Below are 24,688 nucleotides of genomic sequence, written 5' to 3' on the forward strand. Positions count from 1 at the left end.
TTCGAGGATTCTCACAAAAAGGCGGAGCGCTGGCAATGTGCCGGTCTGGACACGCATTTAATTTGTTTCCGCCCCTGCCAAAGCGTTGCCAAAATCCGACGCCCCTCTCCCGCATGCGCCGCGAAGGCACTTTGCCGACTTCCACGCGGTTTCAGACAGGTTTCCAAGGCATTACATCTTGTAACAGCACTGCTGCGGCGCTTCCGTCACCGGCGAAGCGGAGCGCAGGGACACGGGCGATATAATCCGGGCACCTCAGACTAGGCAAATTCCCCATGGTCACCCCACAACCGACGACGCCCGCCCCCGCCCGCCGCCCCCTCTGGCAGCGCGCGCTGATGTGGGGATTCGGCCTGCTGCTGGCCGGTGCCGTCGCCGTTGCGCTGCTGCTCGGTTATGCCCTGCTGGTGGCAGCCCCGAACCTGCCTTCGCTCGACACCATCACGGACTACCGTCCCAAGATCCCGCTGCGCGTCTACACCGCGGACAACGTGCTGATCGGCGAGTTCGGCGAAGAGCGCCGCAATTTCGTGCCGATCACGCAGATCCCGGACATCATGAAGAAGGCAGTGCTGGCGATCGAGGACGACCGCTTCTACGAGCACGGCGGCGTCGACTTCGTCGGCGTGCTGCGTGCGGGCCTGGCCAACCTGCGCGGCGGCTTGTCGCAGGGCGCCTCGACCATCACCATGCAGGTGGCGCGCAACTTCTTCCTGTCGAGCGAGAAGACCTATACGCGCAAGATCTACGAGATGCTGCTGTCGTACAAGATCGAGGCGAACCTGAGCAAGGACCAGATCCTCGAGCTGTACATGAACCAGATCTACCTGGGACAGCGCGCCTACGGCTTCGCCAGCGCGGCGCGCGTGTATTTCGGCAAGTCGATCCAGGACCTCAGCATCGCCGAAGCGGCCATGCTGGCGGGCCTGCCCAAGGCGCCCTCGGCCTACAACCCGGTGGTCAACCCGAAGCGCGCCAAGGTGCGCCAGGAGTACATCCTGCAGCGCATGCGCGACCTGCGCTACATCACGCCGGAGCAATATGAGCAGGCGCTGCACGAGGAGGTGAAGGTACGCAGCGAAGGCAACGAGTTCTCGACCCATGCCGAGTACGTGGCCGAGATGGTGCGCCAGCTGATGTACGCCCAGTACCGCGAAGAGACCTATACGCGCGGCCTGACCGTCTACACCACGCTGCGCAAGCCCGACCAGGACGCCGCCTATGAATCCGTGCGCGACGGCATCATGAATTACGAGCGCAAGCACGGCTACCGCGGGCCGGAGGCCTTCATCGACCTGCCGGGCAATGCCGACGACCGCGAGCAGGCCATCGACGACGCGCTGCTGGAACACCCCGGCAGCGACGACCTGCGCTCGGCCGTGGTCACCAGCGTGACGCCGCGCCAGGTCACGGCCACGCTGCTGTCGGGCGAGGTCGCCACCATCGAAGGTGCGGCGCTGCGATTCATCGCCCCCTCGCTGTCGGCCAGCGCCCAGCCGAAAATGAAGATGCGCCCGGGCGCCATCATCCGCGTGACGCAGGATGCCAAGGGCGCCTGGTCGGTCACGCAGCTGCCCGAGGTGTCGGCGGCCTTCATCTCGATCGACCCCAACGATGGCCAGATCCGCTCGATGGTGGGCGGCTTCGACTTCAACCGCAACAAGTTCAACCACGTGACGCAGGCGTGGCGCCAGCCCGGTTCAAGCTTCAAGCCTTTCATCTACTCGGCTGCGCTGGAGAAAGGCTTCTCCCCTGCCACCGTGATCAACGACGCGCCGCTGACCATCGGCCCCGACACCGGCGGCCAGGTCTGGGAGCCGAAGAACTACGACGGCAAGTTCGAAGGCCCGATGACCATGCGCCGCGCGCTGGCCAAGTCGAAGAATCTGGTCTCGGTGCGCATCCTGCGCGCGATCGGCACGCAATACGCCCAGGACTACATCACGCGCTTCGGCTTCGACGCCGACAAGCATCCCGCCTACCTGCCGATGGCGCTGGGCTCGGGCAGCGTGACCCCGCTGCAGATGGCGGCAGCCTATTCGGTATTCGCCAACGGCGGCTACCGCGTCAATCCCTTCCTGATCCAGAAGGTCGTCGACGCGCGCGGCAACGTGCTGTCAGAGACCAGGCCCGCGCGCGCCGGCCAGGATGCCGTGCGCGTGCTCGATGCCCGCACAGCCTTCATCGCCGACAGCATGCTGCGCGATGTGGTGCGCATGGGCACGGCCAACCTCGCCAAGCAGCGCCTTGGCCGCAACGACCTGGCCGGCAAGACCGGTACCACCAACGATGCGGTCGATGCCTGGTTCGCCGGCTATACGCCGGGCCTGGTGGCGATCGCCTGGATGGGCTACGACCAGCCCAAGAGCCTGGGCGTGCGCGAGACCGGCGGCGGCCTGGCACTGCCGATCTGGGTCGGCTACATGAGCCATGCCCTCAAGGGCGTGCCGGAAATCCCCGAGCGCCAGCCGCCGGAGGGGGTGGTGATGGCCGGCGGAGACTGGACCTTCGAGGAAAATGCCGGTGGTGCCGGCGTAGCCTCGGTGGGCCTGGGCGACCCGTGGCCCGGCAAGGCCGACAGCGGCGCCTCGCAGCCGCAGTCGCCGGCCGATGCCGAAGCGGAGAAGAAGCGCGTCCTGGAGATGTTCGGCGGCGCTTGAAACGCTAGAGACAACTGGCAGCCGCCTCCCGCCCATGAAAAAGCCGGCCCTGTGGCCGGCTTTTTCATGGGCATGGCAGCGCAGGCGCGCGCCCGCACGCCTCGGGCCAGGATCAGCCTCAGGCCAGGGTCAGCACCACCCCTGCCTGCTGGCTCAGGTAGCGCGACAGCGCCTCGAACAATTCGCCGCCGCCGCGCGTGTCGACCCAGCGCCCGCCGTCGCGGCGGAAGTGGAAGCCGCCCGCGCGTGCCGCCACCCACAGCTCCTGCATCGGCGCCTGGCTGTTGACGATGATCTTGGAGCCGTCTTCGAATTCCAGCTCCATCACGTTGCCGCTGCGGTTGATCTCGATGTCGGCACCGGCGGCATCCGCCGCGTCTTCCACGGCGCGTTCCAGACGGTCCAGCTCCTGTTCTGCCAGGGCCAGGAACTCGCTCTCGCTCAAGGGGGGCATGCTAAACTCCAAGGTCCGCCGGCCGCTCTTCCTGCGCCCGCATCATGCAGGCGCGGGCGCGGCCGGCGCTGTATTTGAATGCAATTCCGATGGTCCCGGCCCGTCCCGGCCGGGACGCTTCTTCAAGGACGACCCGATGTTGCGTCGTGTAGCGATTGTATCGGCGTTTGCCGCCAGCCTTGCGATGTCCCTGCTGTCGGGATGCGGCGTGCGCGGCCCGCTGGTGATGCCCAAGCGCCCGCCCGAGCCGACCGCGCCCGCCGCACCCGATCCGGGACTGGGCCGTCCCGACGCCGTCTACGCGCCAGGCGCCCCCGCAGCCGCGGCGCCGGCCGCGAGCGCCCCCGCCTCCAAGTGACCATGAACGCCTTCTTCCAACGTCGCGACGGCGAGCTTGCCGTCGAGCAAGTGCCGCTGTCGCGCATCGCCGCCGAATTCGGTACGCCGACCTACGTCTACTCGCGCGCCGCGCTGACCGCCGCCTACGAGGCCTACGCCGCCGCCTGCGCCGGCCGCCATGCGCGCGTGCAGTACGCGATGAAGGCCAACTCCAACCTGGCCGTGCTGCAGGTCTTCGCCGCCCTGGGCGCGGGCTTCGATATCGTCTCGGGCGGCGAGCTGATGCGGGTGCTGGCCGCCGGCGGCGATCCGCGCAAGGTGGTGTTCTCCGGCGTGGGCAAGAGCGCGGCGGAGATGGAACTGGCGCTCTCGCACGAGGTGCTGTCGTTCAACGTCGAGTCCATTCCCGAACTGGACCGGCTGAACGCCGTGGCCGGCCGGCTGGGCAAGCGCGCGCGCGTGTCGCTGCGCATCAACCCGGACGTCGACGCCAGGACGCACCCCTACATTTCCACCGGCCTGAAGGGCAACAAGTTCGGCATCGCCTTCGAGGACGTGCTGCCGACCTACCGCGCCGCGGCGGCCCTGCCCCACCTTGAGGTGGTGGGCATCGACTGCCATATCGGCTCGCAGATCACCGAAGTGGCGCCCTACCTGGAGGCACTGGACAAGGTGCTGGACGTGGTGGAGGCACTGGCGCAGGAAGGCATCGACCTGGAGCACATCGATGTCGGCGGCGGCCTAGGCATCACCTACGCCGACGAAACGCCGCCGGACATCACGGCCTTCGCCTCGACGCTGCTGTCGCACGTGGCCGCGCGCGGCCACGGCCACCGTGAAGTGCTGTTCGAGCCGGGCCGCTCCCTGGTGGGCAATGCCGGCCTGCTGCTCGCGCGCGTCGAGTACCTGAAGCCGGGTGCCACCAAGAACTTCTGCATCGTCGATGCCGCGATGAACGATCTGGCGCGCCCGGCCATGTACGAGGCCTACCACGCCATCGAAGCGGTCGCGCCGCGCGCCGCGCAGGCCGTGACCTACGACGTGGTCGGCCCGGTCTGCGAGTCTGGCGACTGGCTCGGCCGCGACCGCGCCCTGGCAGTTCAACCGGGCGACCTGCTGGCCATCATGTCGGCTGGCGCCTACGGCTTCGTCATGAGTTCGAACTACAACACGCGCACGCGTGCCGCCGAAGTCATGGTCGACGGCGACACCGTGCACCTGGTGCGCGAGCGCGAACGCGTCGAGGACCTGTACCGCGGCGAGCGACTGCTGCAGGGCTGACGCCTCCACGGGGGGAGCGGCGTCCCGCTCCCCCTGCACCCCGCTCCGCGCCGCCCCTTATGCGTGGCGCACCTCCTGCGCCCGCGGTCTGCGCCACCACAGCCGCAGTCCCAGCAGCACGAACACCACCGTGGCATAGACCGACACCACGGCGAAATCGTGCTTGCCTGACTTGTGCCACCAGTAGTGCAGGATGGCCAGCACCGCGATCGCATAGACGGCCCGGTGCAGGCGCTGCCAGGCCCTGCCGCCAAGGCGCCGTACCATCGCGTTGGTGGAGGTCGCGGCCAATGGCACCATCAGCATGAAGGCAGCGAATCCCACCGTGATGAACGGCCGCTTGGCCACGTCCTTCAGCATGTAGGCGAAGTCGAAGCCGCGGTCCACGCCGACCCACAGCAGGAAGTGCTGCAAGCCATAGAAGAAGGCGAACAGGCCCAGCATGCGGCGCAGCCGCACCAGCCAGTTCCAGCCCAGCAGCCGCCGCAGCGGCGTCACCGCCAGCGTCGCGCACAGCATCACCAGGGTCCAGGTACCGGTTGAGCGCGTGACGAATTCCAGGGGATTGGCGCCGAAGCGGTCGGTCGCCCCCAGATAGAGCAGGCGTACGAACGGCAGCAGGGCCAGCAGCCATGCCGCCAGCTTGATCGCACGCAGGGCCGCGGGGGTCGGCGCGGCCAGGCTCCAGCGCCCGGCGGCCGTGGCCGGCCCCTGGCCTGCAGGCAGGTCCGGGGCGGCCATCAGAAGTACTTCCTCAGGTCCATGCCCTGGTAGAGCGAGGCCACCTGCTCGGCGTAGCCGTTGAACATCAGCGTCTTGCGCTTGGGCGCGAACAGCGCGGCAAAGCCACCGCCGCCCTTATCCTCGCCAATGCGGCGCTCGGTGGCCTGGCTCCAGCGCGGATGGTCGACCTCCGGATTGACATTCGAGAAGAAGCCGTACTCCTGCGGCGCCGCCTGGTTCCAGCTGGTCGGCGGCTGCCGCTCGACGAAGCGGATGCGCACGATGGACTTGGCCCCCTTGAAGCCGTACTTCCATGGCAACACCATGCGCACCGGCGCGCCGTTCTGCCTGGGCAGCACTTCGCCGTACAGGCCGAAGGCCAGCAGTGCGAGCGGGTGCATGGCTTCGTCCATGCGCAAACCCTCGCTATAGGGCCAGTCCAGCACCGGGCTGGCCAGTCCGGGCATCTGTTTCTTGTCGGCCAGCGTGAGGAACTGCACGTACTTGGCGCTGCCCTGCGGCTCGACGCGGCGCACCAGGTTCGCCAGGGAGTAACCGATCCAGGGGATCACCATCGACCAGCCCTCGACGCAGCGCATCCGGCAGATGCGCTCCTCCAGCGGCGCCAGCTTCAGCAGCTCATCCAGGTCGAACACCTTGGGCTTGTTGACCAGGCCTTCCACCACGACCTGCCAGGGGCGCGGGCGCAGCGTGTCGGCGAAGCGGGCCGGATCGGACTTGTCCGTGCCGAATTCATAGAAATTGTTGTAGGTGGTGATGTCCTCATAGGATGTCTGCCGGTCTGCCACCACATAGCTGCGGTTCAGCACCGCCGCCAGCCGCGGGCCGTGGCCGGCCGGCACCTGGGCACGCGCGTGGCGCGCGGCCCAGGGGCCGAGTGCGCCGATCGCTCCGCCGCCGGCCGCCAGCGCCAGCAGTCGCCGGCGCGACTCGAACAGCGAGCGCGGCGTGATCTCGGAGGCGGGCACATCGGTGCCGCGCAGCCATCGCGGAGGAGGAATCAGCATGGTCTTTCCTTTGTACGGGCCAGCCCGGGGACACACCATCGCGCCGCATCGGGCATCGGACACCAGCCTTGGTCGGACGGTACGCCCCGAACCTGACAGTTTTCTTGCCGTGCCGCCACCAAGCCACCCATCTCCCCAGGGCATGGCGGCCGCGCCGGCTCCGTCACGCCGGCGCGGGCCGCTCGGGCCCGATGCGTCAGGGCGTGGCGACGTGCCAGACGTTGTTGAAGTTGTCGCCGGCGCGGTCCCCCGGGCTGGCATCCTTGGCGAAGCGGTAAAGCGGACGGCCGCGGTAGGCCCACTGCTTGCTGCCATCCTCGCGCGTGATGATGGTGAAGTCACCGCTCGGCGACGTGCCGGGCTGGGCCAGCAGCGGCGGCCAGTTCTTTGCGCAGGCGCCGTTGCAGGCGCTGACGCCGGCCCCGACATTGTCACGGTCGAACACATAGAGGGTCAGGCCCTGGGGATCACTCAGCGCACCATTCGTCACCTTGACCGTGGGCGGCATATTGCCGCTGGAGCTTCCCATTCCCATGCTGGAACAGGCCGCCAGCAGGACAGCCGAGCAGGCCAGGGCCAGGGCGCCGGCGCGCGCGAAGGGAGCGGTACGACAGAAACGGGCCATGATGTCAGTCTCCAGTCAAAAGAAAAAAGCAAAAAAAGGCGCCGCCAGCCGGCGCCGTCCTCTCAGTAAACACCGAATACGGCGCTTTTCATCCTCGGCGCGAAAAAAAACCTGCCCAGGGGGCAGGTTCCTTGCGATGCGTCAAATCCGTCACATCACGACGGTGCGGCCGTGGTACGGGACTACAGCTCGCCGTAGCTGTGCAGGCCGGACAGGAACATGTTCACCCCCAGGAAGGCAAAGGTCGTGACCAACAGGCCGACCAGTGCCCACCAGGCCGCCATGGTGCCGCGCAAGCCCTTCATCAGGCGCATGTGCAACCAGGCTGCGTAGTTCAGCCAGACGATCAGCGCCCAGGTCTCCTTGGGGTCCCAGCTCCAATACCCGCCCCAGGCCTCGGCGGCCCACAACGCTCCCAGGATGGTGGCGATGGTGAAGAAGGCGAAACCGATCGCGATCGCCTTGTACATGACATCGTCCAGCACCTCCAGCGCCGGCAGGCGCTCGGCCAGGATGCCTTTCTGCTTGAGCAGGTAGGCCACTGCTACCATCGCGGCCAGCGCGAAGGTGCCGTAGCCGATGAAGTTCGCCGGCACGTGGATCTTCATCCACCAGCTCTGCAGCGCCGGCACCAGGGGCTGGATCTCCTGCGCATTGCGGCTCACCGTGTACCACAGCAGGAAGCCGACCGCGGCCGACACCACCAGCATCACGAAGGGACCCAGCGCGCGCGTGGCGTAGCGGCCCTCGTAGTACAGGTAGAACAGCGATGTGATCAGCGTGAACAGCACGAACACTTCATACAGGTTCGAGATGGGGATATGCCCGATGTCGGTGCCGATCAGGTAGGACTCGTACCAGCGCACCAGCAAGCCGGTGAAGCCCAGCGCGACTGCCGCCCAGCACAGCTGGTGGCCGATGCTGTAGCCGGTGGCGCTGCGCGCCAGCAGGCCGCCCCAGTAGAACAGCGTAGAAAGGAAGACCAGCGCGCTCATCCACAGGATGGCCGATTGGCTCGAGAGGAAATACTTCAGGAAGAAGGCCTGCTCGGCGCGCGCAAGCTGCCCCTGGTAAAGCTGCAGGGCGGACAGCGCCAGCACGGCCAATACCACCATCAGCAGGCGCACCGGTTTCCAGTGCCAGCCGAGCAGCGCGAAGGTCGGCACCGAGGCGATCAGCACGGCCTTGTCATAGCCGTTCATCCAGTTGCCGTAGCGGGTCAGCGCCACGCCCGCGCCGACGGCGAGCAGCAGGGCGAAGACCCAGTCGAGCCAGCCGAGGCGGCGCAGGAAAGACGGTTCGAGGTAAGGCGCCGGTTCGGCGGCGGCGCCGGGCCGCGCGGCGCCCATGCCGGCGCTCGCCTGGTTCACATTGGACGACATATCTCCTGCCTGCATCATCGCGCGCCGGCCGGACCGGCGCCGCTGTTTTCTCCGGCGCGTGCGGCGCGCCGCCCCGCCCGCCTGGCGCGGGCTGCCCTCGCGGACCTTGCCTGGCCGGCCTAGTGAGCCGGCCGGTCTTCTGCCGCCACCGCGGCCCCGGCCTCCTCGGCCGGCGCGCCTGCGGCGCGGCGCACATCGTCGCGCAAGGCCGTGAACTCCTTCTCGAAGTCCAGCGTGCGGCGCTGGGTCGACATGGCCATCAGCACGTGGCTGCCCGCCCCCTCGGCGCGGTCCTTGATCCAGATCCAGACGCGCCGCTCGCGGATATAGAGCATGGCGAACACGCCCAGCACCAGCAGCAGACAGCCAAGATACACGATGTTCTTGCCCGGCGCACGGGTCAGCTGGAACACGCTGGCCTGGACCTGCTGGAAGTCTTCGAGCTGCAGGAAGACCGGCGCCTGGTAGAAGACGCTGTCGGACAGCGCATTGACCGCCTGCTGCAGGAAGGCGCCGCTCTGCACGCTGTTGGGCACCACCGGTAGCTTGTCGTGCTCGCGCGATATCTGCCACAGCTCCCACATGGAACCGTTCAGGATCTTGAGCAGCACGTCGGCCGCCTTCTGCTGCTCGGCCTGCGGCACGGTCTTTTCCAGGAAGGCGGCCACCGCGGCAAAGCCGCCCGGCGGCGCATCCGGCGCCGGACGGCTGGCGCCTGCAAACAGGTCGAGCGCGCGCAGGGCGCTTTCGGCAAGTTGCGTGCGCAGCGTGGCCTTGTCCTCGCCGGGCATCGACGCCTGCGCAAAACGGCGCGCTGCCTCGCCGCGCATGCCACGGTCCTGCAGCGCGGCGCGCAGGCGCATCCAGTCGGCCACGCTGCCCTGGTCGTCGGCAGGAATGCGCAGGTAGCGGAAGGGCTCGTTGGGGGAGTCGCGCACGCCGGCCAGAAAGACCGTCTGCCCGTCGAGCTGTACCGGCACCATGTAGTTGTTGAACTCACGCGCCTGGCCATTGCGATCTCGCAGCTTGTACTGCACCGACGGACCGACGTTGCGCAGTTCCTTGGCGCGCTCGGGATTCGCGGCCGCGCCGAGATGGGATTCCAGTTTGGCATTGAGCGACTGGCGCGCCACACCGCGCGCGTCGGGCTTGCCCGAGGCATCGGTGACGTTCTCGATGTTCATTAGCCGGAAATCGCTGAACTCCACCGTCAGGCCATCCTGGTCCGCCGCGGTACCGGTGCCGGCCAGCGGGGCATTGCCGCCGACGCTGCCGGTAAAGGCGAATGTCTTGTCGGACGAGCCCTGCATCGGATAGCCGACGAACTTCAGGTGCGAGCCACCATCCTCGAAGCTCGACTGGTAGATGGCCACGCCATCCACCACCAGCGGCTCGTTGACCTTGATCGTGGCCTCGGTGCGCTTGCCGGTGGCGCGGTCGGTCACCACCACGTCCGAGGCGAACAGCTTGGGCATGCCGGTGGAATAGTGCTCGATGGTGAATTTCTTCAGCGTGAGCGTGAACGGCAGGTCCTGCACCAGGGCGCCGTCGGCCACGTTGAGAATGGCGGTGGAAACGGTGGCCCCCTCGGGCACGAAGGCATTGCCGCGGAAGCCCGGGTTGCTGGCCGACAGGCGATGCTGCGGCGGAATCTCGCTGATCACGGCATTGCCCGAGATCGGCGTCTTGCCGCCGAACCACATCTGTGCGCGGATCAGCATGTCGCCGTCGATCAGCCCGCCCAGGCAGATCACCACGATGGCGCTGTGAGCGAGGATGTAGCCCAGCTTGTTGGCAGCACCGGCCTTGGCCGCCAGCAGCGTGGCACCCTCGTGGGCCACCGGCCGGATGCGGTAGCCACGGTTGTGCAGCAGTGCCTGCAGGTGAGCGGCAGCATCGGCGCGCCCGCGCCCGGTATCGAATTCGCCGCGGTGGTGGAAGGCACGCAGGCTGCGCTCGCGCACATGGTCCTTCCACGAACGCATGTCGGCCACCATCTTGGGGGCGTTGCGCGCGATGCACAGCGAGGTCGAGATGACCAGGAAGGCCAGGATCAACAGGAACCACCAGGAGCTGTAGACCTTCTGCAGCGACAGCGCATGGAACAGGTCGGCCCAGAACGGCCCGAACTGGTTGACGTAGTTCGGGTAGGGCTCGTTCTGCTTGAGCACGGTGCCGATCACGCTGGCGATGGCGATCACCGTCAGCAGCGTGATGGCGAAGCGCATCGAGGACAGCAGCTCGACCGCGTCGCGCAGCAGGCGGTGGGGTGTCTTCAGGTGCAGTCCCGAAGTGGAAGCGGTCGACATGTGCGGTCAGGCCCTACAGCCGGTTGTGGCCAAACTTGTGGCCAGACGGGTGGCCGGATGCTTGGAGCATAGGTTGGCAAGAAAAAGGGCGGACCTGCTCGGCGAGCAGCCCACCCTGTTCGATGATACTCCGCGCGCCGGGCCGCGCCCCGTTCCTGCGTCAGCTTGCCGCAGGGCCTCGGGCCGCTCCGGCGCAGGCCAGCCTCAGCGGACGCCGGCGACGTAGTCGGCCACTGCCTTGATCTCGGCGTCCGACATGCGCGCGGCGATGGCCGTCATCACCGGGTTGTTGGTGCGCGTGCCCTGGCGGAACGCGACCAGCTGCGCCTCGGTGTAGTCGGCCCACTGACCGCCGATGCGCGGATACTGGGCCGGGATGCCGGCGCCGGTCGGGCCGTGGCAGGCGGCGCAGGCCGGCACAGCCTTGGCGGCAATGCCGCCGCGGTAGATCTTCTGGCCGGCCTCGATGGTGTCCTTGTTCTTGGCCGTGGCAGGCTTCAGTCCCTGCTTGGCCAGGTAGGCGCCGACATCGCGCATTTCCTGGTCGCTCAGCGTGGCGGCATAGGCCGACATGATGGCGTTGTTGCGGGTCTTCGCCTTGAAGTTCTGCAGTTCCTTGACGATGTACTCGGGATGCTGGCCGGCGAGCTTCGGATTGGCGGCGCCGCCGCTGTTGCCGTTGGCGCCGTGGCAGCTCAGGCAGGCGGGGACATTGCGATCGGGGGCGCCCTGCGTGTACAGCGTTTCACCCTTGGCGGGGTCCGCTTTCGGTGCCTGTGCGGCTTGTTCTGCAGCGGATGCCAGACTGGTCATGGTGGCGGCCGGCAGGGCCAGTGCCACGATAGCCAGGAATTGCGCAATGCGGTTCATTCGCACACCTTGTCTGATTTGTTATCGAAACCGTGCTGCGTGCCGCTTGCCTGCATGCCGCGGTGAGGACGCGCGGCGTGCAGGGTGGTGATGTCCAGGGTTCTACGCGACCTGCGCCCGGCGCCACCGCCCAGACCCGGCGGCGCGCCCCGCGGGCCCGCCGCGCGCCGGTCCGGGTAGAAGCTTCCGGCCCCCTCCGACCCGCCACGCACACGGCGTCGGGAAGGGACGCAGCGCCGATGGCGAGCGCGCAAAGGCCGCGCTGCTACCACAATGAAACGGACACGCAAGACCTCCTGGAGAAGCCTAGGGCGGCGCAAGGATGCCACGCGTCACCCAATCCGGAGACCGTAAACCGGCTTATTGTACAATAAATCGTCTCCTCGAAAGATGGCGCCGACCCCGGCGCGGCGGCAACGCCACCCGACCCGGCTCCCAAGGCGCGGCCTCGCCGCCGCCGGCCCCAACCCGCGCTGCCCGATGGCGCGAGACGACCTGTCTTGCCATCGTCCAGCCGCTTAGTCCCGACCGCATGTCCCTCCTACACCAGGCCCGCTTCTTCAATACCGTCAACCACCTGCGCGACCTGCCCGCCACGGCCGTGCCGGAAGTGGCGTTCGCCGGTCGCTCCAACGCCGGCAAGTCGACCGCCATCAACGTGTTGTGCAACCAGAAGCGCCTGGCCTTCTCGTCGCGCACACCGGGGCGCACCCAGCACATCAACTATTTCTCGGTGGCACCGGTCAAGGCACCGGAGCCGCTGGCCTTCCTGGTCGACCTTCCCGGCTACGGCTACGCCCAGGTCTCGGGCACCGCCAAGTTCCACTGGCAGGGCCTGCTGAGCGACTACGTGCAGACGCGCACGCAGCTCGCCGGCCTGGTGCTGATGATGGACGCCCGCCGCCCGTTCACCGACCTCGATTGCCAGATGGTCGAGTGGTTCCTGCCCACGGGGCGGCCCATCCACGTGCTGCTGACCAAGGCCGACAAGCTCACCAACAGCGAGAACGCCCTGGCCTTGCGTGAAACCCGGCGCATGCTGGCGGAATACGCGGCACAGCTCGAACAACCGGTGCCGCTGACCGCGCAGTTGTTTTCCAGCCTGAAACGGCGCGGCATCGAAGAGGCCCAGCGCGTCGTGGCCGGCTGGCTCGGCCTGCCCGAGGCGCAGGCGGCCGACGCCAAGCCCGCGACGCAGCCCGAGGCCCCCGACGCGGCCGGCGGCGAGCAGCCGGCGCCCTGAGCGCCACGGCACGCGGGCAAAAAAAACCCCGTTGCATGCAACGGGGAGGAACATTCCCGCCACGAAGGGCGACGGGTACCCGCTCAGGGAGGAGTAGCGGGGGACACCGCGCCGCGCATGGCGCAACGCAGAGTGTCCGCGAGTATGATAGCGGGCACGCCCGAAAGTTTAGTTTTTCTCGACTTTCTTTTTCACGGGACCGCCGGCCTGGCCGGCAACATGCCCATGCCGCAGCGCCGGCCAGGCCGGCCGGCGCATCACTCCGCTGATTCCGTTCATGTCCACCTTCCCCGAATACCGTCCCCGCCGCATGCGCCGCGATGACTTCTCGCGCCGCATGATGCGCGAGCATCGCCTGACCCCCGACAACCTGATCTATCCGGTCTTTGTGCTGGATGGCCACGACAAGCGCGAAAGCGTGGCGTCGATGCCGGGCGTCGAGCGCGTCTCGGTCGACCTGCTGCTGCCGGTGGCGCAGGACTGCGTGGAACTGGGGATTCCGGTGATTGCGCTGTTCCCGGTGATCGACCCGTCGCTCAAGACGCCGGACGGCATCGAAGCCACGAACGCCGAGGGCCTGATCCCACGCGCCGTGCGCGCGCTGAAGGAGCGCTTCCCCGAACTGGGCGTGCTGACCGACGTGGCGCTCGACCCCTACACCAGCCACGGCCAGGACGGCGTACTGGACGAAAACGGCTACGTGATCAACGACGTCACCGTGGAGATCCTGGTCCGGCAGGCGCTGACCCAGGCCGAGGCCGGCGTCGACATCGTGGCGCCGTCCGACATGATGGACGGGCGCATCGGTGCGGTGCGCAGCGCACTCGAGGAAGCCGGCCACATCCACACGCGCATCATGGCCTATTCGGCCAAGTACGCCTCGGCGTTCTATGGTCCTTTCCGCGACGCGGTCGGCTCCGCCGCCAACCTGGGCAAGGGCAACAAGATGACCTACCAGATGGACCCGGCCAACACCGACGAGGCCCTGCGCGAGGTAGCGCAGGACATCATGGAAGGCGCCGACATGGTGATGGTCAAGCCCGGCATGCCCTACCTGGACATCGTGCGCCGCGTGAAGGACGAGTTCCGCTTCCCCACCTACGTCTACCAGGTCAGCGGCGAGTACGCCATGCTGAAGGCCGCCGCGCAGAACGGCTGGCTCGACCACGACAAGGTGATGATGGAGTCCCTGCTGGCCTTCCGGCGAGCGGGCGCCGACGGCATCCTGACCTATTTCGCGCGCGATGCCGCGCGGCTGCTGGCACGCTGAGCGCCGCCGCCGCGCATGCAGCTGCTTGGCTTCTCCGCCAGCCAGGTCCACCCGCTCGACACCGTCGAGGCCGCGCGGGGCTTCCTCGCCGGCCATGCGTCGGCCCGTTTCATCTGGATCGATTGCACCATCGAGGAAGTGACGGCGGCAGCAAGCGCCTGGCGCGACCAGCTGGCCGCGCTGGCGGGCGCATCGGTGCTGGACCTGCATCTGGCGGATGCGACCAATCCCGCCCACCCGTCCTACTTCGATACCACCCATGCCTATGACATGGTGATCTTCCGCAAGCTGACGCTGGAGACCAGCCGCCTGATCGCGGAAGCCGGGGCGGGCAGCACGGAAGCGGGCAACGGCGAGGCAGCCGCTGCAGCCGGGCCCAGGCCGCGCCGGCGCGCGCCGGGCTTCCTGCCGGCGCTGGCGCGCATCGATACGCAGCCGGTGGCCTTCTTCGTCTTCGACAACGTGCTGGCCACGGTCGGGCCGGCCCAGTCGCGCACCATCGAGCAGGTGCGCCAGCGCCTGCTGGAACTCTGCCAGGCGCCGCCGGCGAAGGCCCGCGGCAACGGCCAGGCGGCGCTGGTCCACGGCATCCGCCCGCCGACGCGCCCCGAAGACCTGATGCTGCGGCTGCTCAATGCCATGGTCGACCGCTACCTGGAGCTGCGGGCACCGCTGACGCGCCAGCTCGACCGCTGGCAGCGGGCACTGCTGAACGCGCGACGCGGCTTCTCCAGCTGGGAAGGCCTGCTGGATGCACGCATCCAGCTGCGCCGCCTGGAACACCTCAGCGAAGAGCAGCGCGACGCGCTGCAGGAATTCCGCGACAGCCTGCTGGACAACCGCTACAGCGACGCCTCCGAGCCCGGGCCGGGTGCCGCCGCAGCCGGGGGACCGGCCGGGCGCGACGAAGTGCTGCTGGTGCGCATCAACGACCTGATGGAACACATCTCGCGTGTACTCGCCCATGCGCGGCGGTTGGAGGATTCGATCGAGTCGGCGGTGCAGATCCACTTCTCGGCAGTGGCGCATCGCACCAACCGCACCATGCGCACGCTGACGCTGATCACCGCGCTGTTCATGCCGCTGACGCTGATCACCGGCATCTTCGGCATGAACTTCGAGCGCATGCCGTGGCTGCATGAGCCGGACGGCTTCTGGTGGTCGCTCGGCCTGATGGGCGCGGTGGTGGTGGTACTGGGCGCGGTATGGCAGCTCAGCCGCTGGCTGGACCGCTGAGCCTGGCCTGCCGCCGCGGCTGGCGCAGCCTCAGGTACGCGTGGCGGAACCGAGCGCCCGCTGCAGGCTGTCGAGAAAGCGCTCGGCGGACTGGTAGCCGATCACCCGTACCGGGCGCTCGCTGCCATCGGCGCCGAACAGGATGATACCGGGCGGGCCGAACAGGCCGAAACGCTTGAGCAACGCCTTGTCGTCGGCATTGTTGCGGGTCACGTCGGCCTGCAGCAGCACCAGGCCAGACAGGCGCGAACGCACGGCGGTGTCACTGAAGGTCAGGCGCTCCATCTCCTTGCAGCTGACGCACCAGTCGGCATAGAAATCCAGCAGCACCGGCTTGCCCGCCGCCGAGGCTTGCGCGACGCGCGTCTCCAGTTCGGTCACCGAGGCGACGCGCTCGAAGCGGACCTCGGCATGCCCGGCCCCGCCCGGCACGGCGGCGCCCGCACCGCGCACCGCGGCCAGGTGCGACAGGGGCTGCAGCGGATCGCGGCCGCCCGAGGCCAGGCCCACCAGCAGGATGGCACCGGCCAGGGCCGCCAGCAGGCCCAGGCCCTTGCCCAGCCGCGCCAGTCCGTGCGGCTCGCTACCGAGCTGGTCGAAAGCGCCGAGAAAGACCGCCGCCACCAGCAGCAAGGCGGCCCAGGCCGCCATCAGCAGCCAGGCCGGCAGCACCGGACTCACCATCCAGATCGCCACACCCAGCAGCAGGAAACCGAAGAAGCGCTTGGTCACCTCCATCCAGCGTCCGGCACGCGGCAGCAGGTTGCCGGCCCCGACGCCGACCAGGACCAGGGGCACGCCCATGCCGAGGGCCATGGCGAACAGTGCACCGCCACCAGTGAAGGCATCGCCGGTCTGCGCGATATAGGCAAGCGCGCCGGCCAGCGGCGCCGTCACGCAGGGGCCGACGATCAGCGCCGAGATCGCGCCCATCGCGGCGGCACCGGCGACCTGGCCGCCCTGGCGGCGGTTGGAGGAAGCCGTCAGCCGCGTCTGCCAGCGCTGCGGCAGCTGCAGTTCATAGAGGCCGAACATGGACAATGCCAGCGCCACCATCAGCACGGCGAAGGCGCCCAGTACCCAGGGATTCTGCAGCGCAGCCGACAGCCCCTCGCCGAGCAGGCCGGCGGCCACGCCGACTGCGGTGTACACCACGGCCATGCCGAGCACATAGGCCAGCGACACCGCCAGCGCGCGGCCGCGCGTGACGTGCTCGCCCACCACGATGGACGACAGGATGGGCACCATCGGCAGCACACAGGGCGTGAAGGTCAGCAGCAGGCCGAGGCCGAAGAAGAGCGCGGCGATCAGCGGCAGGTTGCGGCTGGCCAGGGCGCCGGCGATGCGATCGCCATCGTCGCCGCCATCCAGCCTGGCCCCAGCGCTTGCGGCCGGGGCATCCGCGCCCGGCGCACGCGCCGTCGGCGCCTCGCTGCGCGCTGCCTTGCCGAGCAGTCCATCGAGCGCGCTGCCGCCGACCTGGAAGGCATGCTCCATCGGCGGATAGCACAACCCCTTGTCGGCGCAGCCCTGCGACGTCACCACCAGGGTCCAGCCGCCCTCGGGGGCCGACTCCACCGGCACGCGGATGGTGACGCCGTTGTGGTACGTCTCCATCTCCTTGCCGAAGTTCTCGTCGAACTTGACCTTGCCCGGTGGAAACTGGGGCTGACCCAGCTTCACTCCGGCCGGCTGCGCGGCAAAGGCGAAGCGGTCGCGGTACAGGTAGTACCCATCGGCCACGTCGAAGCGCACCTCGATGGCGTGCGCGTCGATCTGGCGGGCGGCGAAGCGGAAGGCCTGCTCGGGTGGCAGGAAGTCATCGCCGGTCGCTGCCACGGCGCCACCGGCCCCGCACAGCCAGGCGAACACCATCAGGCATGCCGCGGCGAAATGCCGCAGCGAGGCTGCGCGAGCCCGGCCTCCCGCCAGGCCTCCCGCTTGTCCGTGCCGTGCAGCCACCCACTCCAGAAACATACCTCGTCCTCGTCAGTCCAGTGCGCCGCGGGCGCGCCTCAGCGCCCGCCGGGCGTCGTTTCCGCGCTCACCCAGGCCAGGTAGGGCGCATGGCCGGCCGCCAGCGGCCACGCCACGATCTCCGGCACCTCGTAGGGATGCGCCGCGCGGATCGCCGCTTCCAGTGCCGGATAGCGTGCGGCAGTGGTCTTGATGAGCAACGGCCATTCGGCCGCCTGCTCGATCGCGCCCTGCCACCGGTATTCCGACTCGCATGGAGCCAGCCGGTTCACGCAGGCTGCCAGCCCCTCCTCCAACAGCACGTGCGCCATATGCCGTGCGCCGGCCTCATCGGGCAGGGTGGTCATCACTATCCAGATTGCTTCCACCGGCTCCATGTGCCACCTCGTCTCGTCTTGTCGTGCTCGTCCGACGCCAGCGACCAAAGCCCAAAAACAAAAGAGCCAGGCATCAGCCTGGCTCGATTGTAAGCGGTGCGCGCCGGCCCGTCCTCTCGGACGGGCTGCGCCACGGGCTTATTCCGCTGCTTCCTCGGCCGGAGCCTCGGTCACTTCCGGACGGTCGACCAGCTCGACCAGCGCCATCGGCGCATTGTCGCCCTGGCGGAAGCCGAACTTCAGGATACGGGTGTAGCCGCCCGGACGGGCGTTGTAGCGCGGGCCCAGTTCGGTGAACAGCTTGGTGACCATGTCGCGGTCGCGCAGGCGGGCGAAGGCCAGGCGGCGGTTGGCGACGGTGTCCTTCTTGGCCAGCGTGATGAGGGGCTCGACGACCTTGCGCAGTTCCTTGGCCTTGGGCAGGGTGGTCTTGATCAGCTCGTGCTGGAACAGCGAGTTGGACATGTTGCGCAGCATCGCGAGACGGTGCGACGAGGTGCGGTTCAGTTTCCGCAGACCATGACGGTGACGCATGATGATTCCTTTCTATTTCAGTGTTTGACCAGCTCTTCTATCGCCGCAGGCTTGCCAAAGGCTGCTTCCGACGCGGGCCGGTAGTCGATTGAAGCCGCCGGCACCTGCCGGCGGCCGCGCTTGCACGGGAGGCCGCTCACGCCGCCCCCCGACGCAAATTACTTCTCCAGGCCTGCGGGCGGCCAGTTCTCGAGCTTCATGCCGAGGGTCAGGCCGCGCGAGGCAAGGACTTCCTTGATTTCGTTGAGCGACTTGCGACCCAGGTTCGGGGTCTTCAGCAGCTCGTTCTCGGTACGCTGGATCAGGTCGCCGATATAGTAGATGTTCTCGGCCTTCAGGCAGTTGGCCGAGCGCACCGTCAGCTCCAGGTCGTCGACCGGGCGCAGCAGGATCGGATCGATCTGCGGCGCGCGGCTCGAGGCGGCTTCCGCCGACGACTCGGTGCCTTCCAGGGCAGCGAACACGGACAGCTGGTCGACCAGGATGCGGGCCGACTGGCGGATCGCTTCCTCGGGCGAGATCACGCCGTCGGTTTCGATGTTCATCACCAGCTTGTCGAGGTCGGTACGCTGTTCCACGCGGGCCGACTCGACCGCGTACGACACGCGGCGCACCGGCGAGAACGAGGCATCCAGCACGATGCGGCCGATGACCTTGCTCGCTTCGTCGCCGAACTTGCGCACGTTGCCGGGCACGTAGCCACGGCCCTGTTCGACCTTGATCTGCATGTCCAGCTTGCCGCCGGCAGACAGGTGGGCGATCACGTGGCCCGGGTTGATGATCTCGACGTCGTGCGGCAGCTCGATATCGGCAGCCGTCACCACGCCTTCGCCTTCCTTGCGCAGCGAAACCGTGACTTCATCGCGGTTGTGCAGCTTGAAGACCACACCCTTGAGGTTCAGCAGCAGGTTGACCACGTCTTCCTGCACGCCATCAATGGTGGAATACTCGTGGACCACCCCAGCGATCGTCACTTCCGTCGGCGCATAGCCGACCATCGAGGACAGCAGCACGCGACGCAGGGCGTTACCGAGCGTATGCCCGTAGCCACGCTCGAACGGCTCCATCACGACCTTGGCGTGATGATCGCCAAGCGGCTCGACGGCGATGATTTTTGGCTTGAGGAGTGCTGTTTGCATTAGGTTGTCCTTTTCAATACCCTCGGCTCGTTACACCGATAAGGCTGACGTATGGAACCTGAACATCCCATCGTGCGATGGGCAACAAGCCCGGCGCGCCGGGGCGCGTCGGGCTGAAGAGGGAGCTTGGCGAAAATACAAGCGTTGGACCGGTCTTGGGTCGGGCCAATGCCTGGAATTAGCGCGAGTAAAGTTCGACGATCAGGCTTTCGTTGATGTCGCCCGAGATATCGGCACGATCCGGCACTTGCTTGAAGGTGCCTTCGAACTTCTTGGCGTCGACAGCGACCCAGGTCGGGAAACCCGACTGCTCGGCCAGCGACAGCGCTTCGGCGATACGCACTTGCTTCTTCGATTGCTCACGCACCGTCACCACGTCACCGGCCTTGATCTGGGCCGACGGGACATTCAGGGCCTGGCCGTTCACCAGGATGGCCTTGTGCGACACCAGCTGGCGCGCTTCGGCGCGGGTCGAACCGAAACCCATGCGGTAGACGACGTTGTCCAGGCGCGATTCCAGCAGTTGCAGCAGGTTTTCGCCGGTGTTGCCCTTGCGGCGGTCAGCCTCGGCGAAGTAGCGGCGGAACTGGCGCTCGAGCACGCCGTAGATGCGCTTGACCTTCTGCTTTTCGCGCAGCTGGTTGCCGTAGTCCGAGGTGCGGGCACCCGAGGTGCGGCCGTGCTGGCCCGGCTTGCTGTCCAGCTTGCACTTGTCGGCCAGCGAGCGACGCGCGCTCTTCAGGAACAGATCAGTGCCTTCGCGGCGGGAGAGTTTGGCCTTCGGGCCGGTATAACGTGCCACTTTATCTTCCTTTGGTCGATCACGGCGCCATGCCGCCAGAAGGCGGTGCGCCGCGAGTCCGCCTGGTCCTGCCGCCTTATCGGCGCGGCTGGGCGAACGGTGGGCTTATCCGGCGCGGCCCTCCGATTGAAGGCCGCGCAAAACAGCATGTACTTGAATGGCCGCCCAGGCCACGACTGCCTGGCGGCGCAAAACGAAAACCTGCCACAAACAACTGGGCAGGCCAACGCGCGATACTACCACAAGCGATCGCAGCAGGGGAAGCCCTGCTGCGACCGTGCCTGGCGCTTAGATACGGCGGCGCTTCGGCGGACGGCAGCCGTTGTGCGGCACCGGCGTCACATCTTCGATCACCGCGATCTTGATGCCGAGGGCGTTCAGGGCACGCACGGCCGACTCGCGGCCCGGGCCCGGGCCCTTGATGCGCACTTCCAGGTTCTTGATACCCTGGTCTTGCGCCACGCGGCCGGCGTTCTCGGCTGCGACCTGGGCTGCAAACGGGGTCGACTTGCGCGAACCCTTGAAGCCCTGGCCACCGGCGGTCGCCCACGACAGAGCGTTGCCCTGGCGGTCGGTGATGGTGATGATGGTGTTGTTGAACGAAGCGTGGACGTGCGCGATGCCGTCGGCAACGTTCTTCTTGACCTTCTTACGCGCGCGCTGGGCGGCGTTGTTCGGACCTTTTGCCATTGTCTATCTTCCTCTGCCTTCGGCTTTACTTCTTCAGAGCCACGCCGGCCTTGCGCGGACCCTTGCGGGTACGTGCATTGGTGCGGGTACGCTGACCGCGCAGCGGCAGTCCCTTGCGGTGACGCATGCCACGATAGCAACCAAGGTCCATCAGACGCTTGATGTTCATCGTGGTCTCACGACGCAGGTCACCCTCGACCGTGACCTTGCCTACCTCGTCACGGAGCTTTTCCAGGTCGGCGTCGGTCAGGTCCTTGACCTTCTTGTCAAAAGGAACGCCGGTGGCCTCGCAGATTTTGCGGGCGCGCGAGCGGCCGATACCGTAAATGGCGGTCAGGCCGATCTCGGTATGCTTGTGGTTCGGGATGTTAACCCCTGCGATACGTGCCATTCGTCAATCCTCTCTACGATTAGCCTTGGCGTTGCTTGTGGCGGGGATCCGACGAGCAGATCACGCGCACGACACCGTTGCGCTTGATGATTTTGCAGTTGCGGCAAATGCGCTTAACAGAAGCCAGCACTTTCATAATTTTCCTCTTCCTTCAATTCCTGTTCGCTTCACTTCGTCCGGAAGACGATCCGTGCACGCGACAGATCATATGGGGTCAGCTCGACGGTCACCTTGTCACCCGGAAGGATCCGGATGTAATTCATCCGCATTTTTCCGGAGATATGGCCCAGTACCACATGGCCGTTCTCCAGCTTCACACGGAAGGTTGCGTTGGGGAGGTTTTCCAGCACCTCCCCGTGCATCTGGATGACATCGTCTTTTGCCATACCTAGCCCGTACCGACCCGGCTTCAGCGCAAGGTCAGATTACCCTTGAAATTCGCCTTCTTCAGCAGCGACTCATATTGCTGCGACATGACATAGGACTGGACCTGAGCCATGAAGTCCATCGTGACGACCACGATGATCAGCAACGAGGTTCCGCCGAAATAGAACGGAACATTCCAGCGCAGCACCAGGAATTCCGGCAACAGGCAGACCAGTGTGATGTAGATCGCACCAGCCAGCGTCAGGCGCACCAGGATCTTGTCGATATAGCGCGTCGTCTGCTCGCCCGGACGGATGCCAGGAATGAAGGCACCGCTTTTCTTCAGGTTGTCTGCAACTTCACGGCTGTTGTACACCAGGGCCGTATAGAAGAAGCAGAAAAATACGATTGCAGTCGAGTACAGCAGGATGTACACCGGCTGGCCGGGCGACAGGGTTGCGGCCAGGTCCTTGATGAACCGACCGACCGCCCCGGTCGAATCCGAGGTGAACCAACCCGCGATGGTCGCCGGGAACAGGATGATCGACGATGCGAAGATCGGCGGAATCACCCCGGCCATGTTCAGCTTCAGCGGCAGGTGCGACGACTGACCGCCGTACACCTTGTTGCCGACCTGACGCTTGGCATAGTTCACCAGGATCTTGCGCTGGCCACGCTCGATGAACACCACGGCGTAGGTCACGCCGATGATGATCGCCACGATCAGGATCGAGGCGATGATGCTCATCGAACCGGTGCGCACCAGCTCGAACAACCCTCCGATCGCATTGGGCAGGCCCGCTGCGATACCGCCGAAGATGATGATCGAGATGCCGTTGCCCAGACCACGCTCGGTGATCTGCTCACCGAGCCACATCAGGAACATCGTGCCGGTCACCAGCGTGATCACGGCCGTGACCCGGAACATCAGGCCCGGATCCAGCACCAGGCCAGGCTGCGACTCCAGTGCGACCGCGATCGACAGCGCCTGGAAGGTGGCCAGGACCACCGTGCCGTAGCGCGTGTACTGCGTGATCTTCCGCTGCCCTGCCTGCCCTTCCTTCTTCAGCGCTTCCAGCTGCGGCAGCACGATCGTCAGCAACTGCATGATGATCGACGCCGAGATGTACGGCATGATGCCGAGCGCGAAGACGGTAAAGCGCGACAGCGCACCGCCCGAGAACAGGTTGAACATCCCGAGGATGCCACCCGACTGACTCTGGAAAAGCTTCGCCAGCTGGTCCGGATCGATTCCCGGCACCGGAATGTGCGCACCGATGCGGTAGACGATCAGGGCCAGCACCAGGAACATCAGCCGGCGCTTGAGATCGCCGTACTTCGCCGTGTTCTTGGCTAGCGCGCTTGCATTGGGTTTCGCCGTGGCCAAACGATGCTCCGACTGTGACTCGCCTTGACTGCGAAATCAGCTGCTAGTTTATTCCGCGATCTGGCCGCCAGCGGCTTCGATCGCGGCCTTGGCGCCAGCGGTGGCACCCAGACCCTTGATCGTCACCTTGCGGGTCAGCTCGCCGGCCTTGATGACCTTGGCGCTCTTGACCAGGTCGCTCACCAGGCCGGCCTGCTTCAGAACCAGCAGGTCCACCTCGGTGGCTTCCAGGCGCTCGATGTCGCGCAGGGTCACTTCAGCGTTGAAGGCCTTGGTCAGCGAGGTGAAGCCACGCTTCGGCAGGCGACGGTACAGGGGCATCTGGCCGCCTTCGAAGCCGACCTTGTGGAAGCCGCCCGAACGCGACTTCTGACCCTTGTGACCGCGACCAGCCGTCTTGCCCAGGCCGGAGCCGATACCGCGGCCGACGCGACGCTTGGCGTGCTTCGAACCGGCGGCCGGTTTCAGGTTGTTCAGTTGCATCTTGCTCTCCGAGTTCCCGGTATCAGGCCAGAACCTTGACCAGGTACGAGACCTTGTTGATCATGCCGCGCACGGCGGGCGTGTCCTGCAGCTCCGAGACGGAGTTCAGGCGACGCAGGCCCAGGCCAATCACGGTGGCGCGATGATCCTGGCGCGTGCCGATCAGGCTCCGCACCAGTTGCACTTTTACGGTTTTCTGCGACATTTGCGGACTCCTTAGCCGAGGATGTCTTCGACCGACTTGCCGCGCTTGGCGGCGATCTCGGACGGAGTGCTCATCTTCTGCAGGCCATCCAGCGTGGCGCGGACCATGTTGTACGGATTCGTCGAACCGTGCGACTTGGTCACCACGTTGGTCACGCCCATCACTTCGAAGATCGCGCGCATCGGACCGCCGGCGATCACGCCGGTACCTTCCTTGGCGGGCATCATCAGCACCTTGGCGGCGCCGTGCTTGCCCACGACTTCGTGCTGCAGCGTGCCGTTCTTCAGTGCGACCTTGACCATCTTGCGACGGGCTTCATCCATCGCCTTCTGCACGGCCACGGGGACTTCCTTAGCCTTGCCCTTGCCCATGCCGATGCGGCCGTCGCCGTCACCTACAACGGTCAGCGCAGCGAAACCGAGAATCCGGCCACCCTTCACCACCTTGGTGACACGGTTGACCGAGATCATCTTCTCGCGGAGGCCGTCGTCGCGTTCGTCCTGCTGGACTTTTGCTTGCATCTTTGCCATGACGTATCTCTCTCTAGCGCTTAGAACTTGAGGCCGGCTTCGCGTGCAGCGTCAGCCAGAGCCTTCACGCGGCCGTGGAAGCGGAAGCCGGCGCGATCGAACGCGACGATTTCCACGCCGGCAGCCTTCGCCTTCTCGGCGATGCGCTTGCCAATCACGGTGGCGGCGGCGGTGGTCGCGCCACTGCCGGTCAGTTCCTTGCGCACTTCTGCTTCGAGGGTCGAAGCCGAGGCCACCACTTGGGTGCCGCACGGCGAGTAGACCTGAGCGTAAATATGCGAGTTCGTGCGGAACACCGTCAGACGATTCACTTTCAGTTCCGCGATCTTCGCGCGGGTCTGACGTGCACGGCGCAAACGAGCGTCTTTCTTGTTCATCTCTGCACCC

27 protein-coding genes are annotated in these 24,688 nt (G+C 66.7%); 6 read left to right on the plus strand and 21 right to left on the minus strand.

All coding sequences use genetic code 11. The annotated features are described in order from the left end of the window. Positions 1-275: 275 nt before the first annotated feature. Complete coding sequence (locus BKK81_RS00255; protein WP_071010081.1) at positions 276-2,660, plus strand: penicillin-binding protein 1A; 2,385 nt, start codon at positions 276-278, stop codon at positions 2,658-2,660. Between the two features lie 118 nt (positions 2,661-2,778). Here BKK81_RS00255 and cyaY read toward each other — a convergent pair whose 3' ends face one another. Further along, positions 2,779-3,114 carry an iron donor protein CyaY gene (gene cyaY / locus BKK81_RS00260; protein WP_071010083.1) on the minus strand — a complete coding sequence of 112 codons (336 nt, stop codon included), beginning with the start codon at positions 3,112-3,114 and terminating at the stop codon, positions 2,779-2,781. A gap of 136 nt (positions 3,115-3,250) precedes the next feature. Between cyaY and lptM the strand changes: the two genes are divergently transcribed. Next, complete coding sequence (gene lptM, locus BKK81_RS00265) at positions 3,251-3,472, plus strand: LPS translocon maturation chaperone LptM (RefSeq protein WP_071015862.1); 222 nt, start codon at positions 3,251-3,253, stop codon at positions 3,470-3,472. A 2-nt stretch (positions 3,473-3,474) separates the two neighbouring features. Then, the gene (lysA, locus tag BKK81_RS00270; protein WP_071010085.1) at positions 3,475-4,734 is read left to right on the plus strand and encodes a diaminopimelate decarboxylase; all 1,260 of its coding nucleotides are present in this window, start codon (positions 3,475-3,477) and stop codon (positions 4,732-4,734) included. Between the two features lie 57 nt (positions 4,735-4,791). Here the strand turns inward: lysA and msrQ are convergent, their stop codons facing one another. The 6 genes from msrQ to BKK81_RS00300 all read right to left on the minus strand — a co-directional run bounded on the left by msrQ (position 4,792) and on the right by BKK81_RS00300 (position 11,671). Beyond that, a complete protein-coding gene (gene msrQ, locus BKK81_RS00275) occupies positions 4,792-5,475 on the minus strand; it encodes a protein-methionine-sulfoxide reductase heme-binding subunit MsrQ (protein WP_071010087.1) in 684 nt (227 codons plus the stop codon). After that, the gene (gene msrP, locus BKK81_RS00280; RefSeq protein ID WP_071010088.1) at positions 5,475-6,485 is read right to left on the minus strand and encodes a protein-methionine-sulfoxide reductase catalytic subunit MsrP; all 1,011 of its coding nucleotides are present in this window, start codon (positions 6,483-6,485) and stop codon (positions 5,475-5,477) included. The genes msrQ and msrP overlap by 1 nt, the downstream gene beginning before the upstream one ends. A 196-nt stretch (positions 6,486-6,681) precedes the next feature. Beyond that, entirely contained in the window at positions 6,682-7,110 is a 429-nt protein-coding gene (locus BKK81_RS00285; RefSeq protein WP_071010090.1) for a COG4315 family predicted lipoprotein, read from the minus strand. A gap of 182 nt (positions 7,111-7,292) precedes the next feature. Beyond that, positions 7,293-8,459, minus strand: a complete 1,167-nt coding sequence (ccsB, locus tag BKK81_RS00290) for a c-type cytochrome biogenesis protein CcsB (RefSeq protein ID WP_197523956.1) — start codon at positions 8,457-8,459, stop codon at positions 7,293-7,295. A gap of 152 nt (positions 8,460-8,611) precedes the next feature. Next, positions 8,612-10,801: a cytochrome c biogenesis protein ResB gene (locus BKK81_RS00295; protein ID WP_071010094.1), complete on the minus strand. Its 2,190-nt coding sequence runs from the start codon at positions 10,799-10,801 to the stop codon at positions 8,612-8,614. A 204-nt stretch (positions 10,802-11,005) separates the two neighbouring features. Continuing rightward, the gene (locus BKK81_RS00300) at positions 11,006-11,671 is read right to left on the minus strand and encodes a c-type cytochrome (protein WP_071010096.1); all 666 of its coding nucleotides are present in this window, start codon (positions 11,669-11,671) and stop codon (positions 11,006-11,008) included. Between the two features lie 532 nt (positions 11,672-12,203). Here BKK81_RS00300 and yihA point away from each other — a divergent pair. The 3 genes from yihA (at position 12,204) to BKK81_RS00315 (ending at position 15,420) form a co-directional block, all read left to right on the plus strand. Continuing rightward, positions 12,204-12,914: a ribosome biogenesis GTP-binding protein YihA/YsxC gene (yihA, locus tag BKK81_RS00305; protein ID WP_071010097.1), complete on the plus strand. Its 711-nt coding sequence runs from the start codon at positions 12,204-12,206 to the stop codon at positions 12,912-12,914. Positions 12,915-13,191: 277 nt separating this feature from the next. Beyond that, positions 13,192-14,184 carry a porphobilinogen synthase gene (hemB, locus tag BKK81_RS00310; RefSeq protein ID WP_071010099.1) on the plus strand — a complete coding sequence of 331 codons (993 nt, stop codon included), beginning with the start codon at positions 13,192-13,194 and terminating at the stop codon, positions 14,182-14,184. A 15-nt stretch (positions 14,185-14,199) separates the two neighbouring features. Beyond that, entirely contained in the window at positions 14,200-15,420 is a 1,221-nt protein-coding gene (locus BKK81_RS00315; protein WP_071010101.1) for a magnesium transporter CorA family protein, read from the plus strand. 30 nt (positions 15,421-15,450) lie between these two features. Here the strand turns inward: BKK81_RS00315 and dsbD are convergent, their stop codons facing one another. From dsbD to rplR, 14 genes are all read right to left on the minus strand, one after another. After that, complete coding sequence (gene dsbD / locus BKK81_RS00320; RefSeq protein ID WP_231907951.1) at positions 15,451-17,295, minus strand: protein-disulfide reductase DsbD; 1,845 nt, start codon at positions 17,293-17,295, stop codon at positions 15,451-15,453. 140 nt (positions 17,296-17,435) lie between these two features. Continuing rightward, positions 17,436-17,774, minus strand: coding sequence for a divalent-cation tolerance protein CutA (cutA, locus tag BKK81_RS00325; protein WP_071010103.1), 339 nt, complete (start codon positions 17,772-17,774; stop codon positions 17,436-17,438). A 138-nt stretch (positions 17,775-17,912) separates the two neighbouring features. After that, entirely contained in the window at positions 17,913-18,308 is a 396-nt protein-coding gene (gene rplQ, locus BKK81_RS00330; RefSeq protein WP_071010105.1) for a 50S ribosomal protein L17, read from the minus strand. A gap of 158 nt (positions 18,309-18,466) precedes the next feature. Next, positions 18,467-19,447: a DNA-directed RNA polymerase subunit alpha gene (locus tag BKK81_RS00335; protein ID WP_071010107.1), complete on the minus strand. Its 981-nt coding sequence runs from the start codon at positions 19,445-19,447 to the stop codon at positions 18,467-18,469. 178 nt (positions 19,448-19,625) lie between these two features. Beyond that, entirely contained in the window at positions 19,626-20,249 is a 624-nt protein-coding gene (rpsD, locus tag BKK81_RS00340) for a 30S ribosomal protein S4 (protein WP_071010108.1), read from the minus strand. A 288-nt stretch (positions 20,250-20,537) separates the two neighbouring features. Continuing rightward, positions 20,538-20,939: a 30S ribosomal protein S11 gene (gene rpsK / locus BKK81_RS00345; protein WP_008642963.1), complete on the minus strand. Its 402-nt coding sequence runs from the start codon at positions 20,937-20,939 to the stop codon at positions 20,538-20,540. Positions 20,940-20,964: 25 nt separating this feature from the next. Continuing rightward, on the minus strand, positions 20,965-21,330 hold the full coding sequence (gene rpsM, locus BKK81_RS00350; protein ID WP_071010110.1) for a 30S ribosomal protein S13: 366 nt from the start codon (positions 21,328-21,330) through the stop codon (positions 20,965-20,967). A 19-nt stretch (positions 21,331-21,349) separates the two neighbouring features. After that, the gene (gene rpmJ, locus BKK81_RS00355) at positions 21,350-21,466 is read right to left on the minus strand and encodes a 50S ribosomal protein L36 (RefSeq protein ID WP_008642959.1); all 117 of its coding nucleotides are present in this window, start codon (positions 21,464-21,466) and stop codon (positions 21,350-21,352) included. Positions 21,467-21,497: 31 nt separating this feature from the next. Then, on the minus strand, positions 21,498-21,716 hold the full coding sequence (gene infA, locus BKK81_RS00360; RefSeq protein ID WP_018313956.1) for a translation initiation factor IF-1: 219 nt from the start codon (positions 21,714-21,716) through the stop codon (positions 21,498-21,500). A 23-nt stretch (positions 21,717-21,739) separates the two neighbouring features. Beyond that, on the minus strand, positions 21,740-23,083 hold the full coding sequence (secY, locus tag BKK81_RS00365; RefSeq protein ID WP_071010112.1) for a preprotein translocase subunit SecY: 1,344 nt from the start codon (positions 23,081-23,083) through the stop codon (positions 21,740-21,742). A gap of 48 nt (positions 23,084-23,131) precedes the next feature. Further along, positions 23,132-23,566 (minus strand): 50S ribosomal protein L15, encoded by a 435-nt coding sequence (rplO, locus tag BKK81_RS00370; RefSeq protein WP_071010114.1) that lies wholly within the window; start codon positions 23,564-23,566, stop codon positions 23,132-23,134. A gap of 22 nt (positions 23,567-23,588) precedes the next feature. Continuing rightward, positions 23,589-23,771 (minus strand): 50S ribosomal protein L30, encoded by a 183-nt coding sequence (rpmD, locus tag BKK81_RS00375; protein ID WP_071010115.1) that lies wholly within the window; start codon positions 23,769-23,771, stop codon positions 23,589-23,591. A gap of 11 nt (positions 23,772-23,782) precedes the next feature. Then, positions 23,783-24,301 carry a 30S ribosomal protein S5 gene (rpsE, locus tag BKK81_RS00380; RefSeq protein ID WP_039007559.1) on the minus strand — a complete coding sequence of 173 codons (519 nt, stop codon included), beginning with the start codon at positions 24,299-24,301 and terminating at the stop codon, positions 23,783-23,785. 20 nt (positions 24,302-24,321) lie between these two features. Continuing rightward, entirely contained in the window at positions 24,322-24,678 is a 357-nt protein-coding gene (gene rplR, locus BKK81_RS00385; RefSeq protein WP_071010117.1) for a 50S ribosomal protein L18, read from the minus strand. Positions 24,679-24,688 lie beyond the last annotated feature (10 nt).

The sequence above is a fragment of the Cupriavidus sp. USMAHM13 genome, from assembly GCF_001854285.1.
Classification (GTDB): domain Bacteria; phylum Pseudomonadota; class Gammaproteobacteria; order Burkholderiales; family Burkholderiaceae; genus Cupriavidus; species Cupriavidus malaysiensis.

Coding starts and splice junctions, on each gene's coding strand:
- BKK81_RS00255 (WP_071010081.1), top strand. CDS start 276: ATGGTCACCCCACAACCGACGACGCCCGCCCCCGCCCGCCGCCCCCTC.
- cyaY (WP_071010083.1), bottom strand. CDS start 3,114: ATGCCCCCCTTGAGCGAGAGCGAGTTCCTGGCCCTGGCAGAACAGGAG.
- lptM (WP_071015862.1), top strand. CDS start 3,251: ATGTTGCGTCGTGTAGCGATTGTATCGGCGTTTGCCGCCAGCCTTGCG.
- lysA (WP_071010085.1), top strand. CDS start 3,475: ATGAACGCCTTCTTCCAACGTCGCGACGGCGAGCTTGCCGTCGAGCAA.
- msrQ (WP_071010087.1), bottom strand. CDS start 5,475: ATGGCCGCCCCGGACCTGCCTGCAGGCCAGGGGCCGGCCACGGCCGCC.
- msrP (WP_071010088.1), bottom strand. CDS start 6,485: ATGCTGATTCCTCCTCCGCGATGGCTGCGCGGCACCGATGTGCCCGCC.
- BKK81_RS00285 (WP_071010090.1), bottom strand. CDS start 7,110: ATGGCCCGTTTCTGTCGTACCGCTCCCTTCGCGCGCGCCGGCGCCCTG.
- ccsB (WP_197523956.1), bottom strand. CDS start 8,459: ATGGGCGCCGCGCGGCCCGGCGCCGCCGCCGAACCGGCGCCTTACCTC.
- BKK81_RS00295 (WP_071010094.1), bottom strand. CDS start 10,801: ATGTCGACCGCTTCCACTTCGGGACTGCACCTGAAGACACCCCACCGC.
- BKK81_RS00300 (WP_071010096.1), bottom strand. CDS start 11,671: ATGAACCGCATTGCGCAATTCCTGGCTATCGTGGCACTGGCCCTGCCG.
- yihA (WP_071010097.1), top strand. CDS start 12,204: ATGTCCCTCCTACACCAGGCCCGCTTCTTCAATACCGTCAACCACCTG.
- hemB (WP_071010099.1), top strand. CDS start 13,192: ATGTCCACCTTCCCCGAATACCGTCCCCGCCGCATGCGCCGCGATGAC.
- BKK81_RS00315 (WP_071010101.1), top strand. CDS start 14,200: ATGCAGCTGCTTGGCTTCTCCGCCAGCCAGGTCCACCCGCTCGACACC.
- dsbD (WP_231907951.1), bottom strand. CDS start 17,295: ATGGTGTTCGCCTGGCTGTGCGGGGCCGGTGGCGCCGTGGCAGCGACC.
- cutA (WP_071010103.1), bottom strand. CDS start 17,774: ATGGAGCCGGTGGAAGCAATCTGGATAGTGATGACCACCCTGCCCGAT.
- rplQ (WP_071010105.1), bottom strand. CDS start 18,308: ATGCGTCACCGTCATGGTCTGCGGAAACTGAACCGCACCTCGTCGCAC.
- BKK81_RS00335 (WP_071010107.1), bottom strand. CDS start 19,447: ATGCAAACAGCACTCCTCAAGCCAAAAATCATCGCCGTCGAGCCGCTT.
- rpsK (WP_008642963.1), bottom strand. CDS start 20,939: ATGGCAAAAGGTCCGAACAACGCCGCCCAGCGCGCGCGTAAGAAGGTC.
- rpsM (WP_071010110.1), bottom strand. CDS start 21,330: ATGGCACGTATCGCAGGGGTTAACATCCCGAACCACAAGCATACCGAG.
- rpmJ (WP_008642959.1), bottom strand. CDS start 21,466: ATGAAAGTGCTGGCTTCTGTTAAGCGCATTTGCCGCAACTGCAAAATC.
- infA (WP_018313956.1), bottom strand. CDS start 21,716: ATGGCAAAAGACGATGTCATCCAGATGCACGGGGAGGTGCTGGAAAAC.
- rplO (WP_071010114.1), bottom strand. CDS start 23,566: ATGCAACTGAACAACCTGAAACCGGCCGCCGGTTCGAAGCACGCCAAG.
- rpmD (WP_071010115.1), bottom strand. CDS start 23,771: ATGTCGCAGAAAACCGTAAAAGTGCAACTGGTGCGGAGCCTGATCGGC.
- rpsE (WP_039007559.1), bottom strand. CDS start 24,301: ATGGCAAAGATGCAAGCAAAAGTCCAGCAGGACGAACGCGACGACGGC.
- rplR (WP_071010117.1), bottom strand. CDS start 24,678: ATGAACAAGAAAGACGCTCGTTTGCGCCGTGCACGTCAGACCCGCGCG.